Annotated in this window: 13 protein-coding genes; 8 read left to right on the top strand and 5 right to left on the bottom strand. The window is 73.2% G+C overall.

Features of this window, described 5'->3' with window-relative positions:
- Window positions 1-50: 50 nt before the first annotated feature.
- The 6 genes from ACFRU2_RS03200 to ACFRU2_RS03175 all read left to right on the top strand — a co-directional run bounded on the left by ACFRU2_RS03200 (window position 51) and on the right by ACFRU2_RS03175 (window position 7,857).
- The gene (locus ACFRU2_RS03200; RefSeq protein WP_382966990.1) at window positions 51-842 is read left to right on the top strand and encodes a GNAT family N-acetyltransferase; all 792 of its coding nucleotides are present in this window, start codon (window positions 51-53) and stop codon (window positions 840-842) included.
- A 77-nt stretch (window positions 843-919) separates the two neighbouring features.
- A complete protein-coding gene (locus ACFRU2_RS03195; RefSeq protein ID WP_382966988.1) occupies window positions 920-1,960 on the top strand; it encodes an LLM class flavin-dependent oxidoreductase in 1,041 nt (346 codons plus the stop codon).
- Between the two features lie 112 nt (window positions 1,961-2,072).
- A complete protein-coding gene (locus ACFRU2_RS03190; protein WP_382966986.1) occupies window positions 2,073-2,462 on the top strand; it encodes a GntR family transcriptional regulator in 390 nt (129 codons plus the stop codon).
- Window positions 2,459-3,358, top strand: coding sequence for an ABC transporter ATP-binding protein (locus ACFRU2_RS03185; RefSeq protein WP_382966984.1), 900 nt, complete (start codon window positions 2,459-2,461; stop codon window positions 3,356-3,358). The genes ACFRU2_RS03190 and ACFRU2_RS03185 overlap by 4 nt, the downstream gene beginning before the upstream one ends.
- Entirely contained in the window at window positions 3,355-4,284 is a 930-nt protein-coding gene (locus ACFRU2_RS03180; protein ID WP_382966982.1) for an ABC transporter permease, read from the top strand. Before ACFRU2_RS03185 ends, ACFRU2_RS03180 begins: the two co-directional genes overlap by 4 nt.
- Before the next feature lie 153 nt (window positions 4,285-4,437).
- Complete coding sequence (locus ACFRU2_RS03175; protein WP_382966980.1) at window positions 4,438-7,857, top strand: molybdopterin-dependent oxidoreductase; 3,420 nt, start codon at window positions 4,438-4,440, stop codon at window positions 7,855-7,857.
- A gap of 31 nt (window positions 7,858-7,888) precedes the next feature.
- On the opposite strand, the gene ACFRU2_RS03170 is transcribed toward ACFRU2_RS03175, so the two are convergent.
- Entirely contained in the window at window positions 7,889-9,238 is a 1,350-nt protein-coding gene (locus ACFRU2_RS03170; protein WP_382966978.1) for a radical SAM protein, read from the bottom strand.
- A 354-nt stretch (window positions 9,239-9,592) separates the two neighbouring features.
- On the opposite strand from ACFRU2_RS03170, the gene ACFRU2_RS03165 reads away from it, so the two are divergent.
- Window positions 9,593-10,252 (top strand): hypothetical protein, encoded by a 660-nt coding sequence (locus tag ACFRU2_RS03165; RefSeq protein WP_382966976.1) that lies wholly within the window; start codon window positions 9,593-9,595, stop codon window positions 10,250-10,252.
- Window positions 10,253-10,271: 19 nt separating this feature from the next.
- Here ACFRU2_RS03165 and ACFRU2_RS03160 read toward each other — a convergent pair whose 3' ends face one another.
- The 4 genes from ACFRU2_RS03160 to ACFRU2_RS03145 form a co-directional block, all read right to left on the bottom strand.
- Window positions 10,272-10,736, bottom strand: coding sequence for a hypothetical protein (locus ACFRU2_RS03160; RefSeq protein WP_382966974.1), 465 nt, complete (start codon window positions 10,734-10,736; stop codon window positions 10,272-10,274).
- A gap of 6 nt (window positions 10,737-10,742) precedes the next feature.
- Entirely contained in the window at window positions 10,743-11,753 is a 1,011-nt protein-coding gene (locus ACFRU2_RS03155) for an SCO0930 family lipoprotein (RefSeq protein ID WP_382966972.1), read from the bottom strand.
- A 114-nt stretch (window positions 11,754-11,867) separates the two neighbouring features.
- Entirely contained in the window at window positions 11,868-13,319 is a 1,452-nt protein-coding gene (locus tag ACFRU2_RS03150) for an NADH-ubiquinone oxidoreductase-F iron-sulfur binding region domain-containing protein (protein ID WP_382966971.1), read from the bottom strand.
- The gene (locus tag ACFRU2_RS03145) at window positions 13,316-14,284 is read right to left on the bottom strand and encodes a hypothetical protein (protein ID WP_382966969.1); all 969 of its coding nucleotides are present in this window, start codon (window positions 14,282-14,284) and stop codon (window positions 13,316-13,318) included. The genes ACFRU2_RS03150 and ACFRU2_RS03145 overlap by 4 nt, the downstream gene beginning before the upstream one ends.
- 575 nt (window positions 14,285-14,859) lie before the next feature.
- Between ACFRU2_RS03145 and ACFRU2_RS03140 the strand changes: the two genes are divergently transcribed.
- The gene (locus tag ACFRU2_RS03140) at window positions 14,860-16,149 is read left to right on the top strand and encodes a PucR family transcriptional regulator (protein WP_382966967.1); all 1,290 of its coding nucleotides are present in this window, start codon (window positions 14,860-14,862) and stop codon (window positions 16,147-16,149) included.
- Window positions 16,150-16,172 lie beyond the last annotated feature (23 nt).

Below are 16,172 nucleotides of genomic sequence, written 5' to 3'. Positions count from 1 at the left end.
ACGGAAGGCGTCCCACGGAAGGCATCCCACGGAAGGAGGGCTCCACCCCCATGCCCACCACCAGCCCCGGTCCTGCTCGCAGCCACGTGACCCCGGCGACCCCGGCGGTCACGGCGACCCCGGCGGTCACGGCGACCCCGCACCTCCTCGACAACCCGGCCTGGGCCTCGCTGTCCGGCCCGCACGCGGCCTTCGCCGTGCGGGCCGGCGCCCACGCCGCCCGCTACGACCCGGACGTCGCCGTCTTCTCCGCGATCGCGGATCCGGCCGACGCCCGCTCCTGGGACGGGCTGCACAGCCTGGCCGGCCCCGGCGGGATCGTCTCGCTCTCCGGCGTGCTGACCCCGCCCCCCGGCTGGGACACCGTCTGGTCGGCGCAGGGGGTCCAGCTGGTCGACACCTCGCTGCGCGCCGAGCCCGCCCCCGAGGCGGTGCGGCTCGGGACGGCGGACGTGCCCGAGGTCCTGGAGCTCATCGAGCTGACGAAGCCGGGGCCCTTCCTGCCCCGCACCATCGAACTGGGCACGTACCTGGGCATCCGCCATCGGGGCCGGCTGGTGGCCATGGCCGGGGAGCGGCTGCGCCCGCCCGGCTGGACGGAGATCAGCGCGGTCTGCACCCATCCCGACTTCCGCGGCAGGGGCCTGGCCACGCGCCTGGTCCGCGCCGTCGCGGCGGGTATCCGGGACCGGGGGGACGTGCCGTTCCTCCACACGGCCGCCGAGAACACCCGGGCGGTCCGCCTCTACGAGTCGATCGGTTTCACCGTGCGCCACAGGCCCTTCTTCCTGGCCTTCCGAGCGCCGGGCGGCGCGGATGACGAATCCGCCACACAGATTTAATTCTGCCGAATCGATATTCACACGCGCGCCATTTCACGCCCCTGATTCAGGGCCCACTCCATTCGATAGGAGATAGGTTGAAGTTCCTCGCCATCACCCTGATCACGGACGGGACGGACCCCGCGACGGGCGCCCCGACCCCCACGCGCGAGCGCTTCCGGCAGGTGGTCTCCGCCGCCCTGCAGGCGGAGGAGCTGGGCTTCGACGGGTTCGGGGTCGGCGAGCGCCACGAGCGGCCCTTCCTGTCGTCCTCGCCGCCCGTGGTGCTCTCCCACATCGCGGCCCTGACCCGGAACATCCGGCTGTACACCGCCGTGACCACCCTGAGCCTGCTGGACCCGGTGCGGGCGTACGAGGACTACGCGACGCTCGACCATCTCAGCGACGGCCGGCTCGAGTTGATGATCGGCAAGGGCAACGGCACCGCGCAGCGCGAGCTGTTCGACGTCACCCCCGAGGACCAGTGGGAGCGCAACTCCGAGGGCTACGAGCTGTTCCGGCGGATCTGGAACGAGGACAAGGTGACGGCCGGTCCGCGTTTCCGGCCCGCACTGACCGCCGCCGAGGTACTGCCCCGGCCGTACCAGAAGACGCTGCGCGTGTGGCACGGCAGCGCCACCAGCCGGGAGTCCGTGGATCTCGCGGCGCGCTACGGCGATCCGCTCTTCTCCGCCAACGTCACCCACCCGATCGGCCCGTACGCCGCACTGATCCGCCACTACCGCGAGCGCTGGGAGCACTACGGACACGATCCGGCCCGCGCGGTCGTGGGCGCGGGCACGGCGGGCTTCCACACGGCGCCCACCTCGCAGGGCGCGGTGGCCGCGTACCGGCCGGCGTTCGCACGGTACCTCGCCGCCCACGCGGCGCAGGGCGTGGATCCGGTGTTCGCGACCCTGGAGGACTTCGTCGAGCGCAGTTCGGCCCTGATCGGCAGCCCCGGGCAGGTGATCGAGAAGGTGCACCGCTACCACGAGGAGTTCGGCCACACGGTCCTGCACCTCCAGGCCGAGCCGGGCGGCCTGACCGAAGCCCAGCACCGCGACTCCCTCGCCCTGTTCCAGTCGGAGATCGCCCCGGTGCTGCGCCGCTCGATCCCGGATCCCGCGTTCGCCTGAGGCGGCGAAGGACCGCCAAGACCGGCTAGGGCCTTCTGACCAAGGGCAGTTGACAGAGGCACCCCCTTGCACCACCCTTTCACTACTTGCCTAGTGAAAGGGTGGTGTTGTCGTGCTCGAGTACCGCATCGACCGGCGCAGCGGCATCGCCACGTACCTGCAGATCGTCCAGCAGACCAAACAGGCCTTGCGCCTGGGCCTGTTGGAGCCGGGCGACAAGTTGCCGACCGCGCGGGAGGTCGTCGAGGCGACCGCCATCAACCCGAACACCGTCCTCAAGGCCTACCGCGAGCTGGAGCGCGAGGGGCTCGTCGAGGCGAAGCGGGGACTGGGCACCTTCATCCGCAAGTCCCTGGGCGGCGCCCCGGCGGAATCCCCGCTGCGCGCCGAACTCGCGGACTGGGCGCGGCGGGCCCGGGAGTCCGGGATGGAGCGGGACGACGCGGCCGCGCTCTTCTCGGCCGTACTGGAAGAGCACTTCAAGGGGGACGAAGACGTATGACGCACACCGTGATCGAGGCGGATGGCCTCGGCCTGCGGTACGGACGCCGGGGCAGATGGGCGCTGCGCTCGTGCTCCTTCCGGCTGCCCAAGGGCCGGGTCTGTGCACTGGTAGGACCCAACGGGGCAGGTAAGTCGAGCCTGTTGGCCGTCGCGGCCGGCCTCGTGTCCGCGACGGAGGGTTACCTCCGCTCGGTGCGGCGCGAGGAGCTGGCGTTCGTGGCCCAGGACAAGCCGCTCTACCCGCAGCTCACCGTCGGCGAGACCCTGCGCATGGGCCGCGAGCTCAACCCCGGCCGCTGGGACGCGAGTACGGCGGAGCGGATCGTCGAGGCGGGGGACCTCGACCCGCGCGCGAAGGTCCGTACGCTCTCCGGCGGACAGCGCACCCGGGTCGCGCTCGCCCTGGCCCTGGGCAAACGCCCGAGCCTGCTCCTGCTCGACGAGCCGATGGCCGATCTGGACCCGCTCGCCCGGCACCGGCTCATGGGCATGCTGATGGCCGACGCCGCCGAGAACGGCACCTCCGTGGTGATGTCCTCGCACATCCTCACCGAGCTGGAGGGCGCCTGCGACCACCTGCTGCTCGTCGACGGCGGCCGGATCCGCCTCTCCGGCCCCATCGACGAGGTCGGTGCGGCGCACGTGCTGCTCACCGGCCCCGCCGCCGCCCGCGAGGAACTCTCCGCGCACACCATCGTCGAGGCCCGCACGACGGGCCGGCAGCTCACGGCGCTCGTGCGGCCGCGGGGCCCCGTCGACAGCGGCACCTGGCAGACGACCCACCCGTCCCTGGAGGAACTCTTGCTCGCCCATCTGCGCACGCCCGAAGCCCCGGCGTTCGCCGTCGAGGCCGGCACCGGCACCGACGCCACCACCGAGGGGGTGCAGGCATGAGCGCGCTGACGCTGAAGGGCCCCCACTGGGTCGTGGTGCGCCAGCACCGGCGCGTGCTGTGGGCGGTGCCCGCGCTGGTGGGCGCGAGCCTTGCGGCGGTGATCGTGCTGCGCGTGTGGCTCCGCGATCCGGGCTCCGACCAGATGCTCCGGACGAACGACTTCTACGCGCAGGGACTGCTCCGGCTCTGCATGGAGTACGCCGGAGACGCCCTCCTCTTCCTCCCCCTGCTGGTGGGAGCCTTCGTCGCCGGCCCGATGGTCGCCCGCGAGCTGGAGAGCGGAACCTGGCGGCTCGCCCTCACCCAGTCGACGACGGCGAAGGCCTGGCTCGGCTCGAAGGTCCTGGTGGCGGCCGCGGTCTCCGTGGCCGGTTCGGCCGCCCTGATCGGCGTCTACCGTCTCGGCTGGGCGCCGGTGGACGGGAGCTGGCAGCTCAGCTGGGCCGACCGGGGACCGTACGAGGCCACCGGCCCCGTGCTCATCGGGTACTGCCTGCTCGCTGTGGCCATCGGGGCTCTCGTCGGCCAGCTCGTGCGGCGCACCCTGGTCGCCATGGCGGTCACCGGCTTCGTCACGGGCCTGGTGCTGCTGGTCCTGGGGGCGCTGCGCTGGTCCTTCCTGCCCGTGGTGACGAACACCGCGCCGTTCCCCTATGACAGGCCGCTGTTGCCGCCGGACGCCTTGATGATGGACACCGGGTTCCTGACCGCCACCGGCGAGCGCCTCTCGGAGAACATCTGTTTCGAGCGGACGCAGCGGCTGAACAGTTGCCCCGCCGACCTGAAGATCACCGCCGAGTACGCGGACTTCCACCCGGTCTCGCACCACTGGCCGACCCAGCTCATCGAGACCTCCCTCCTCCTCGCCCTGGCCGCCGCCGTCCTCTACGCCGCCTTCCGCCTGGTGCACGCGCGACACCCCTGAGGCGCCCGCGCGGGCCGAACGACCCGGCCGGTTCCGGGGCCGAAGGCCCTGGCCGGCCGGGACATCCGAGTCTCCGGTCAAGACCATCGCCGCTGGCGAGTGCCGCACCCCGGACCGTGCAATGGAAGGAGGTCCACGAGGCAGGAGAACGCCGTGTCCGAAGAGAAGAGGGGTTTCTGCACCCTCTGCAAGTCGCGCTGCGGCGCGATCTTCACCATCGAGGACGGCCGGCTGACCGGCGTGCGGCCGGATCCCGACCATCCGACCGGCACGGCGATGTGCCCCAAGGGCCGCTCCGCCCCCGAGATCGCGCACAGCACCCGGCGGCTGACCACCCCGCTGCGCCGGACCAACCCCAAGTCCGACCCGGACCCGGGCTGGGTGCCCGTCTCCTGGGACGAGGCGATGGCGGAGATAGCCGGGAAGATCGGGACGATCGCCGCCGAGACCGGCCCCGAATCGGTGGCCTTCGCCGTGGCCACGCCCTCGGGGACCATGGTCTCGGACGCCACCGAGTGGATCGAGCGCTTCGTACGCCGCTTCGGTAGCCCGAACACCGTGTACAGCGCGGAGATCTGCAACTGGCACAAGGACTTCGCCCACGCCTTCACCTTCGGCTCGCCGATCCCGCCGCCCGACTATGCGCACGCCGACCTCGCCCTGCTGTGGGGCTTCAACCCGGCCAAGACCTGGCTCGCCCAGTCCGCCGCCCTCTCCGCCGCGCAGGCGACCGGCACCAAGCTCGCCGTGGTGGACCCGCGCCGCTCCACCAGCGCCCTGCGGGCCGACCACTGGCTGCGGGTCCGGCCCGGCACCGACGCCGCGCTCGCCCTGGGCCTGGCCCACCTGCTCATCGCCGACGAGGGCTACGACGCGGCCTTCGTCCGCGCCTGGACCAACGCTCCCCTCCTGGTCCGCGCCGACACCGGACGGTTCCTGCGCGCGGACGAGCTCCCCGGCACACCCGAGGAGGGCACGGGCTTCGCCGTCTTCGACGAGGAGACCGGCCGCGCCGAGGCGTACGACACCGCGCGCGCCGCCGACCGCCCGGAGCGCTTCGCGCTGCGCGGCACCCGCCCGATCGCGCTGCGCGACGGCTCGGTCGTCGACTGCGCGCCCGCCTTCGAGCGGTACGCGGACGCCTGCGCGGCCTGGCCGCCGGCCCGGGTCGCGGCCACCACGTGGATCCCCGAGCGGGAGATCCGCGCCCTCGCCGCGGAGATCGCCGCCGCCCCGTCGGTCACCTACTACGGGTGGACCGGAGTGGGGCAGAGCGCGAACGCCGCGCAGACCGAGCGGGCTCTGGCCACCCTCTACGCGCTGACGGGCTGCTACGACACCCGCGGCGGCAACCACGTCGCCCCCGCCCCGCCCTACAACCCGGCCACCTCGGTGGCCCAGTTCGCTCCCGAGCAGCGTGCCAAGGCCCTCGGCCTCGACAAGCACCCGCTGGGCCCGCCCGCCTCCGGCTACGTCAACTCCGGCGACCTGTGCACGGCCATCGAGACGGGCCGCCCCTACCCGGTCCGCGCGCTCATCGGCTTCGGATCCAACCTCGTCGTCTCCCAGCCCGACTCCGACCGCACCGCGCGGGCACTGGGCGCACTCGACTTCCAGGTCCACCTGGACCTCTTCCACAACCCGACCAGCACGAGCGCCGACATCGTCCTGCCGGTCAACAGCTCCTACGAGCACGAGGCCCTGCGCTTCGGCTTCGAAGTCAGCCACCGGGCCCAGGAACAGGTCCAGCTGCGCCCCCGGATGGTCGAGCCGCAGGGCGAGTCCCGCAGCGACACCGAGTTCGTCTTCGATCTCGCCTGCCGCCTGGGCATGGGAGCGGAGTTCTTCGACGGGGACATCGAGGCCGCCTGGAACTGGCAGCTCGAACCCCTCGGCCTGACCGTCGAGGAACTGCGCCGGCGGCCGGGCGGCGTCCGGGTGCCCCGCGAGGAGTCCTACCGCAAGTACGCCGCCCCCGTAGCGGGCGACGGGGACGGCCGCAGGGACGCGGTGACCGGCTTCGCCACGCCCACCCGGCGCGTCGAGCTGTACTCCGAGCGGCTGCTGGAGCACGGATACCCGGCGGTGCCCGAGCACCACGACCCCGCTCCCACGGACGCCGCGTACCCCCTCGTGCTGACCTGCGCCAAGCACGGGTACTTCGTCCACAGCCAGCAGCGGTCCCTGACCTCGCTGCGCCGCCGGGCCACCGACCCCTCGGTGGACCTGCACCCCCGGACCGCCGCCGCCCACGGCATCGGCGAGGGCCAGTGGCTGGAGCTCGCCACCCGCCGCGGCTCCATCCGGCTGCGCGCCCGCTTCGACGACTCCCTGCACCCCTCCGTCGTCGTCGGCGAGTACGGCTGGTGGCAGGACGCCACCGACCTCGCCCTCCCCGGCGCCGACCCGACCTCGTCCACGGGCAGCAACTTCAACCGGCTCGTCGACCACGCCGAGACCGACCCGCTCAGCGGTTCCGCACCGATGCGGGCGGCCGCCTGCCGGATCAGCCCGGTCCCCGGCGACGGCGCCTGGCTCGGGACCCGCCCCTTCACCGTCACGGCCCTCACCGAGGTGAGCCCCGGCATCCGCGGCCTGCGGCTGACCCCCGAGGACGGCGGAGCCCTCCCCGACTACCGGCCCGGCCAGCACTTGACCGTGCGCGCCGAGCACCCGGACGGCACCCTCCAGGAGCCCTCGGACGGCCGCAGCTACTCCCTCACCGGACCCGCCCTCGCGAGCGGCCGCACCGACTACGGACTGGCCGTACGCCACATCCCCGGCGGAGCCTTCTCCACCCGGGTCCACGAGGAACTCCGGGTCGGCGACCGGCTCCACCTGGCGAGCCCCGGAGGCGTCTTCGCCCTACCGACGCACACCGACAACCCGGTCGTGCTGCTGGCCGGCGGCATCGGGATCACCCCGTTCCTCAGCTACCTCGAAACCCTCGCGGCCACCGGCGGCACGGTCCCCGAGGTCGTCCTGCACTACGGCACCACCAACGCGGCGGACCATCCCTTCCGGGACCGGCTGCGCGCGCTGGCCTCCCGCATACCGGCGCTCACGGTCGTCGACCACTACGCCGCTCCCGGTCCGCAGGACGTCCTCGGCCGCGACCACGACCGCACCGGGTTCATCACCGTCGACGACATCGACCCCGGTCTCATCGAACGGCGGGCCCGCTTCTACCTGTGCGGGCCGCAGCCGATGCTCGACGCCCTCACCGGCGCACTGATCGCGCGCGGTGTCCCGCGCTTCGAGGTGTTCAGCGAGAAGTTCCGCCCGGCCCGGCGGGAGGTGACCGTTCCCGACGACGCCGAGTACACCGTCACCTTCGCCCGGTCCGGACGCAGCGCCGTCTGGCGCAAGAACGACGGCCCGCTCCTCGCCCTCGGTGAGGCGGCCGGGGTGGCCATGCCGAGCGGCTGCCGGGTCGGGCAGTGCGAGAGCTGTGCCTGCAGCGTGCTCAAGGGCACGGCGGCGCACCTGGTGACCCCCTCGGAGGACCTGCCCGACACCGACGTCCTGACCTGCCAGTCCCTGCCGACCTCGGACCTGGTGCTCGACGTCTGAGCACCCTCGGTCAGGAGGCGCTCTTCTGCCTCTACTCCGTCTTCTCCGTCCCTTCCTTCTCCTCCAGCCCCTCCAGGCTGTCCATGAAGGAGGAGACGGAGAACACCGCGCGCCCGGGGCCGGCCGGGCCGTAGCCGGGCGGGGAGCTCAGGCCGAACTCCTCCAGGGTCGCCCGGTAGGTCTCCAGCAGGCGGACGTGGTACTCCAGGGGCGCGCCCAGCGGGTTGGCCTTGCCCAGCGGGGTCGTCGGCTCCGGGCACCAGGTGGTGAAGCGCGGGACGACACCGTGCGACATGAAGTACCGAAGGCCCTCCTGGGTCGACGCGATCGCCTCGCTGACCTTGGTGAAACCGAAGGGCTCGGCCATCTCGATGCCCGCCACGAAGTTCGGGATCACGTTGCGCGGGCCGAACACCTCCGTGGAGTCCAGGATCCTGCGGTGCCATTCGTCGCGGCCGACGTAGCGCTCCTTGCCCGGGCAGTGGAGCTTGAACAGGTACTCGTCCCACACCTCGAAGTTCGGGTGGTAGATCTTGACGCCGTGGTCGTGGAAGCGCTGCACGGCGTCGCGGGGCAGGGCCTGTGCGACGACCTTGCCGGTCCAACGGCCGGGGAAGCGCTCCTCGATGGCCTTGGCGTACTGACCGTAGAAGTCCGCCTCGTCGCGGCCGCCGACCTGGGAGGTGATCGAGCCGCCCGTGAGGGTGTAGGCCCGGGAGATGCCCGCGGTGTCGTACCGGTCGATGATCTCCAGCGCCTCCAGTACCTCCTCGACCGGCTTCACCCCGGTGTAGGGGCGGCCGGCCGCCTTGTGCTGGCGCCAGTTGTGGTTGATGTCGCAGAACTGGCACTCCTCCTTGGCGCCGAAGTACTGGCACACCCGGAAGACCGTCAGGTAGATGAGGTAGCCCCACTGGATGGTCGGTGCGACCTCCATCACGGACTTGCCGTTCGACAGCTTGTGCTTGTAGTACTCCGGCATCGGCGGCAGGCCGACGTCCGCGATCCGTACGCCGTCCAGGTACAGGCCGAGCGCACCGTCGTCCCCGCCGCGCACCACGTACGGGGAGTCCGGGTTGACCCGTACGGAGACCACGGTGCGGCGCAGCTCGTAGGGGCCGCCCGTGAGCACGATCTCCTCCGGGGGCCGGTTCAGCGCTGCGGCGCCGAGCTCCGGGAGGGTGCGGTGGTCGAAGGAGAAGATGAAGTACGACTTCGGCTTGACGTCGCCCGAAGCCCCGTCGGCGCCTCCGCTGAGCGCGGACTCGTCGAAGGCCATGCCGCCCCGCAGGAGGTCTTCCTTGATCACGGCTTCCCGGGGCACGTGCGGGAAGCGCCCCATCAGGTCCTCGATCAGCGCGGTACGGCTGGGACTCTCCATCTGCGGCTCCATTCCAGGCTCGTGCCGGTCCGCGGCGGTCCGCCCCCTCGGCGTTCCGCGCGGCGCGGCGGTGATCCCACTCTATTGACATCCTCCACGCCCCGAAGAAGGAGGGCTCCCACGGCTCGCGCCCCGAGGCCTTCTGCTGCGCCGCCGGCCGCCCGCCCGGATGGCTCCGCCGAGGTCGTGCACCAGCTCCTCGGACGGACGTTCCCCGCACTGCGGAGACGGTTGTCCGCTGAGCGTCCGTGCAGGTCAACGGAGTTGGTCGACCTGCCGATGATGATGTTGAGTGGTCATGTCAACTCAGGTCGTCGGCGAGGTGCGGGCGACCGGTCGTGAAGGGAAGTTCATGTGAAGGCTGTCGTACGGGGGGCTGCTGTGGCGGCGGCGCTGGTGCTCGCACTGACCGGATGCGAGGAGGGCGGAAGCCCGGCGGCGTCGGGTGAGCTGGCACCGTCCTTTCCCGGGGGGACCCAGCAGGGGTCGTCGTCCAAGACGGTCCGGCTGGACCCGACCGGGGTGATGAACGCGCTTCCGAGCGAACCGAGCGTGAGCGACGTGATGGTCGGGGGCGACCCCTTCATGGTCCAGGGGGCCGAGGCCGTCAAGCACTGTGCCAAGGAGACGGGGGCCTCCTGCGCCGGGCTGGTCGCCGTCGGGGGCAAGGACATGGAGGTCCGAGGCAACTCGTCGGAGGACCGCGTGGAGTTCAGGCTCTACTCCTTCGAGACGGACAAGCAGGCGGCCTCCGTCATGAAGAGTCTGGCCGAAACGGAGCGGAAATCCTCCGCCGAATACGGAGAACCGTCCAAGCCGGTGACCGTGGCTTCCGGGGCCGACGAGATCGAAGCGTTCCAGGACGACGCCACCGCGGTGGCGGTCATGCGCATCGGGACGGTCGTCGCGCACGTCTACACGACCGAGATCAAGCCCTCCGACCTGGAACACGTTGCGACGGTCCAGGTCCAGCGGGTCAGGACCGTTGCCGCGGGCAAGAACCCGGGGTACTGACCCGCCGGACGCCCCTGGATCACGGCCCTCCGGTCTTCCCGGCTCCGTGGGTGTGGGTGTGGGCGGGGGCCGAGTCCAGGGTGCCGCCGAGGCGGGCCCGGGCCGGGGCCAGAGCGTCCGCCGAGGGCGCCGTGATGATCCAGCGCTCTCCGACGAGGTACGTGCCGCCGTACTGCCGTGACTCCGACAGCCATGCGGCACGGCCCTCCTCCGTACCGAAGGTGGCCAGCCGGAAGGCCTGCGCGCCCACCGCGCAGGCACCCTCGCGCACCTCCTGCGCATCGACGGTCACCTCGGGAGTGCAGCCCAGGGCGGCCGCGATCCGGTCCAGCGGCTCGGGGGCGGGGGGCGTGGATGCCGCTCGCTCCCCTCCCCCGGCGCCCGGAGCGCCCGCGCAGCCCGCGCAGAGGAGGGCGGCGAGCAGGGCGATCGCGCGCGGGGCCCGGGGTGTCCGGGGCGCCCTGTCTCCCGTGTCGGGCGGCACGGCCGGTCAGCCCTTCGCCGGGATCTTCTTGCCCGCGTCGTTCACCGCGAACCAGAGGCCCTGTACGCCGTGTCCGTTGGTCTGGCCCGGTGCGGTGTCTCCGGTGAAGGTGTAGACCGGCCAGCAGTCGATCGTCAACTGACGGGTTCCATCGGGACGTTCCGAGGATCCGACCAGCCCGGCGGGAATTCCGACGGCCTTTTCCGCTTCCACGGGCGCTGCGGGTTTCCATGTGTTCAAGCAGGCGTCGAGGCATCCGAATTTCATCGGCCAGGCGCTGTCCTTTCCGAACCGGTAGAGGGTGCGTCCCTGGCCGTCCACCAAGAGCTTTCCGAGTTTCGCGTCGTCCACGGCGGAGAGCGGCGCGGATTCCTTTCCGGTGTCCGCCGCTTTGCCGCCGTCCGCCGCCTTGCCGCCGTCCACGGCTTTGCCGCCGTCCGCCGCCAGCGCGTGCCAGGTCCCGCCGACGCCCTCGCCCTTCGCCTCGCCCGGGAGGGTGTCCTTCGCGTACCGGTACACGGGCCACCCCGCGAGCGTGAGCTGGCGGGTGCCGTCGGGCCGCTCGACCGAGCCGAGCAGCCCGGCGTCCACGCCGGCCGGGGCCTGGGCCCCGTCCGCCGGCACCGCGGGCCAGAGCGTCGCGCAGGTGTCCACGCAGTTCGAACGGGGCGGCTGGGCGGTGTCCTTGTCGAACCGGTAGAGCGTGGCTCCCGCCCCGTCCGTGACCACGTTGCCGACCTTGGGGATGTCCCGGACCGACAGCTTGCCGGCCGGGCTCGGGTTCTCCTCGGCATCGGCATCGGCATCGGCGTCCGCCCCCGCTTCCGCCCCGGCGCCGTACCCCTCGCCGTAGTCCTCGCCGTCCCCGGCGCCGTGGCCCACCGCCCGTTCCGCTCCCGCCGCCCGGACGGTCACCGTGCGGGCGTCGTCACCACCGCTGCCGCATCCCGACGCGAGCAGAATTGCCGTCAGCACCGATCCGGCGGCGGCCGTGGTCGCCCGGTTCCTGTTGCCCATGGTTCTCTCCTTCGATTTCCATCCGGCGTGCTTCCGTCTGGATATTCATAAGGTCTGCGAGGGCCCCCGCATTCGATGGCGCGGGAATTTGTCAGATCACGCCAAAGCGTGAACTCATTCCTGGATGCGGAGCGCGAGTGCCGGGCAACGGCGCACCGCGCGCAGTGCTTTGGGCCTCAAGGGACCGGGGACCGGCATGACGCCGCGCGCCGGATAGCCGTCCTCGTCGAGCCGCACCACATCGGGGAGCAGGTCCACGCACAGCCCGTGGCCCTTGCACAACGTCCAGTCCACGACGAGCCGTTCGGGGCTCTCGTCCGCGGGCAGCGGCAGGGCACCCAGGACGCGGCGTCCGCAGCCGCTGCCGAGCGCGTGGTCGCGGAACTCGTCGGGGAAGACGGCGAGCGCGGAGGCCACGAACGAGGAGGTGCCGTCCGGGTGGGAGCAGGCTCCCCGGCCGCGCACCCCCCGCATCCGGGCCTGCACCGCATCGAGGGCCGCCCCGCCGCCGCCGGCCACCATCCGTTCGACGGCGTCCGCCAGCGAGGGCAGTCCCCGTACGCACGGACCGCACTGGCCCGCCGACTCCCGTGCCATCCAGCGTGCGACCCGGGCCACCTCGCCCGCCGGGCAGGTGTCCTCGGGCAGCGGGAGCACCGCACCGGCGCCCAGGACCGCGTCGTACGCCGCCAGGGACTTCCGGGAGATCAGCGCCTCGCGCGCCGCCCCCGGGTCCAGCCAGCGGCCGTGGAAGCCGCCGACCAGCACGCCCTGTCCGGGCACCGTGCCGCACAGGTCCAGTACGTAGGCCAGGGACGTGCCCAGGGGCACCTCTACGACGGTCGTGCCGGCGACGGTCAGCAGGGTCGTGCCGGGTTCGTCGGGCAGGCCGGCCGTCCCGTACTCGGGCGCGCCGAGCCGGGCGGCGACGGCGAGCTGTGCGTACGTCTCCGCGTTGGACAGCAGGGTGGGCAGGCCGCCGAGACCCCGTTCGCTGGTCCGCGTCCGGTGCCCGGAGGGCAGGGCGGGCCCGCCGTCCAGGCCGTTCACGAGGGCGCTGCCCTCGCCCGTGACGAAGCGTTCGGGGAGCCGGACGACGCGCACGCGCCGCCCGGCCGGGCCCCGTTCGGCGACTGCCTCGGTCAGCGAGCGCTCCACGTCCGGGCGGGTGACGCCGACGACCACGTCCTCGGCGCCGAGCGCGGAGGCGGCCACCAGCGCGCCGTCGAGCACGAGGTGGGGCACGTAGAGGAGCAGGGCGGCGTCCTTCAGGCAACTCGGTTCGCCTTCGGTCCCGTTGACGACCACGGCGGTGCGTCCGTCCTGGCCCCGGGCGGACCGGATGACGGCCCGGAGTTTGCGGGCGAAGGGGAAGCCCGCTCCCCCGCGCCCGCCGAGGGCGATGCCCTCGGCGAGTTCGACGAGCCCTTCGGAGGGGTAGCGGGGCAGCGCGCCGTGCACGCCCAGGTGGCCGGTCCGGTCGAGGCGCTCGGAGGCGTCGAGCCCGGCCAGCAGGCGCGGTGCGCCGACGCAGCCGAGGGCGGGCCTCGTCCCGGAGCCGCTCACCGTCCGCTCCGTACGCCGTCGAGCGGCTCGGCGGAGGGCCCTGCGGACGGATCCGCGGCCCGTCCGGGGCGGCCGGGGAACACCGTGGTGCCCGGCTGCCGGGTGAGGCGTGCCGTCAGCAGCTCCGCCGCCCACTCCGCCGGCCTGCGCACGAAGGGCGCCGGCCGGTGCGGCGGCGCCTGCCCGGGCGGCCGGGAGGGTACGGCCGGTGCGTGCGGCGGTGACTGCACCGGCGGCGCGGCCGGTGCTGCCGGTGCGCCGGACGGCCGCGGGGCCTGCGCACGCGGGGGCGCACCGGGCTTCGTGCGGGGTGCTGCGACGGCGAGCGTACGGAGCTTCGCGCGCAGCCGCAGCGCCAGCAGACCGGCGACGGCGAGCAGGCACAGGGCGTACCCGGTCGTCACCCAACCGCTGGCGGCGCGGCCGGACTTGAGCCCGTGCACCAGCGAGGCCCCCCAGGCCGGGTAGGCACCCATGTGCAGGGCCCGCCACCACAGGGACCGCCCCCGGGCGGCGAAGGTGCCGCGGACGGCGCCGGAGACGGCCACGGCCACGAACCCGTAGCCGGCCAGGCTGCCGAGGCCGATGAGCAGCGGCCGCTGGCCGTCCGCGAAGGGCAGGACCACGGCGGCGGCGTCGGTCCGGGACCGCCCGACCTTGATCCACACGTGCAGGAGGAGGAAGCCGAGTCCGGCGACGGCGAGGCCGCGGTGCACGGCCTGGGCGACGAGCCGGTGCCCGGAGGCGAGCAGTCTGCGGTCGGTGGCCGCCAGGCCCCACAGGACGGCCCCGGTGAGGGAGACCAGCGAGAGCACGCCGGCCGCGTAGTCGAGGAAATCCCACAGGCGGGTCAGCGCACCGGCGCGGACCGCCACGAGCAGGGCGGCCCCGGCGGCGAGGGCCGCCGCGGCCAGGGCGGCGGGGTGCGGCCCTCCGGCGGCGGACAGCAATGGCGGGCGCCGCATCGCCCGCCGTCCGGAGGCGCTCGGCGCAGCCGGGGTGGCCGGCGTCGACGCCGTCGGGGACACCGCCGCGGAGGCCGGGCCGGGCACCGGGCCGGATCGCGCTCCGGAGGGAACTCCGGCATGGCGCCGGGTGCGGCCTCTCGTACGGCGGGCCCGGTGCGAACGGCCGGGCGGGCGGGGCTGGAGCAGGGGCATGTGGTCTCCCATACGTCCGGACCCGAGCACTTCCACCTCGCGCTCGGCGCCCGGGGGTCGACGTCGTAACCGCTCCTCGGCGGGCGGGAGATGGGCGCCTGGCCCACCGGGCCGGCCGGGAGCGGGGGCCGGAGTGCAGAAGCATCGTGGAGGTATGCAAGCCCTCCACAGGATTTATCGAAACGTGATAATTTCTGGCCCTCGCACAGCCATCGCATCGAACATCCCCGGAAGATTCCCTTCCAGTGGTGCGGTTGCGACGGGGTTGACGCCTGATCCGCCGCCGCACCTCCCCGACGGCGATCGAGCCGATGCCGCGGGACTGCGGGCTTGCCACCGTCCCACGGGGCAGGCCATACCCCGGCTTGAACGAGGTAACAATGTGCGAACTTCTGAACCGCATCTGGTCCCGACCCCGGGGCGAGTGGACCCGGGTCCTGCGCAAGGAACTGCCCACGGTGGCGGCGGGGATGGTGGAGGAACTACGGGAGACCGTGCCCGGATTCTCGGAACTCGTCGAGGACATCGGCGAGGAGGTGGTCAGACGGAAGGTGGAAGGGGCCCTGCTGACCGTCCTCGGCTACCGCGAGGGCGCCGGCGGCGCCGGATGCACGGGGACCGGCGGGGCCGACGGGACCGACAGGACCGACGCTGACGACACAGCCCACGCGCAGGAACCTGCGGACCGGCACGCGTCGCCCCGGTCCGGCCCCGGACCCACCACCGCGGCAGCCGACTTCGAAGCCGAGCACGCCCGGCCCCACCCGCACGCACACACGCACCCCCACGCACACCCGCACACGGCCTTCCGGGGCGGGGAGTCGCCGCCCCTGCAAGCCGTGCCCTTACAACGGTTCGGCTCGGTGCGCGAGCACGCCCGGCGCGAGCTGTTCACCCTGCTCACGGGTGACGCCCCGCACCGCGAACCGGCCCTCGCCGAGCTGGCCGGCCCGGCCGGTTGGCCCCTCCCGGTCGCCGTACGGGCGGTCGCCCTGGCCTCGCCGGGCGAGACCCAGCAGCTCGCGGCGCTCCTCGACGACTGTCTCGGCGGGATGGTCGCGGGCCAGCCCTGCCTGCTCGTGCCCACCGCCGACCCGGAGGCCCGTACCGCCCTGGAGGGCGCGCTGCGCGGCCGTCTCGCCGTGGTCGGCCACCCGGTGGCTCCCGGCGACACCCCTTCTTCCCTGCGCTGGGCGGTACGCCTCCTCGCGCTGGTCCCGCCTCAGGCCCGGTCCGGCCCGGACGCCCGGACGGTGTTCGTGGACGACCACCTCTCGACGCTGCTGCTGCTCCAGGACGAGCCGCTGGCCCATGCCCTCGCCGCACGCTGGCTGCGGCCGCTGGCGGACCTCACCCCGCGCCAGAGCGAACGGCTCGAAGTGACCCTGCTGGCCTGGCTGGAGGGCGGCGGAGCACCCGAGGCGGCCAAGGCGCTGAGCGTGCACCCACAGACGGTCCGCTACCGGATGCGCCAGCTGGAGAAGCTCTTCGGGCCCGGCCTGCGGGACCCGCGCACCCGCTTCGAACTGGAACTGGCCCTGCGCAGCCGTCGGTTGATGGCTCAAGTCCGGCTGCGGCCGGTCCGGGGCGGCCGCCGGGCGCGTGTGGTGAGCGCCGATTTCCGCCCGTCTCCGGGCGACGGCCGCATCGCCCGCGTCAACGGCCTCTAAAGAGCGGACACATGGCGGTGCCG

This window comes from Streptomyces sp. NPDC056883 (assembly GCF_042788835.1).
GTDB classification, from domain to species: domain Bacteria; phylum Actinomycetota; class Actinomycetes; order Streptomycetales; family Streptomycetaceae; genus Streptomyces; species Streptomyces stoeckheimensis.
Note: the sequence above shows the minus strand (reverse complement) of the source record. Positions and strands in the feature narration are given on the sequence as shown.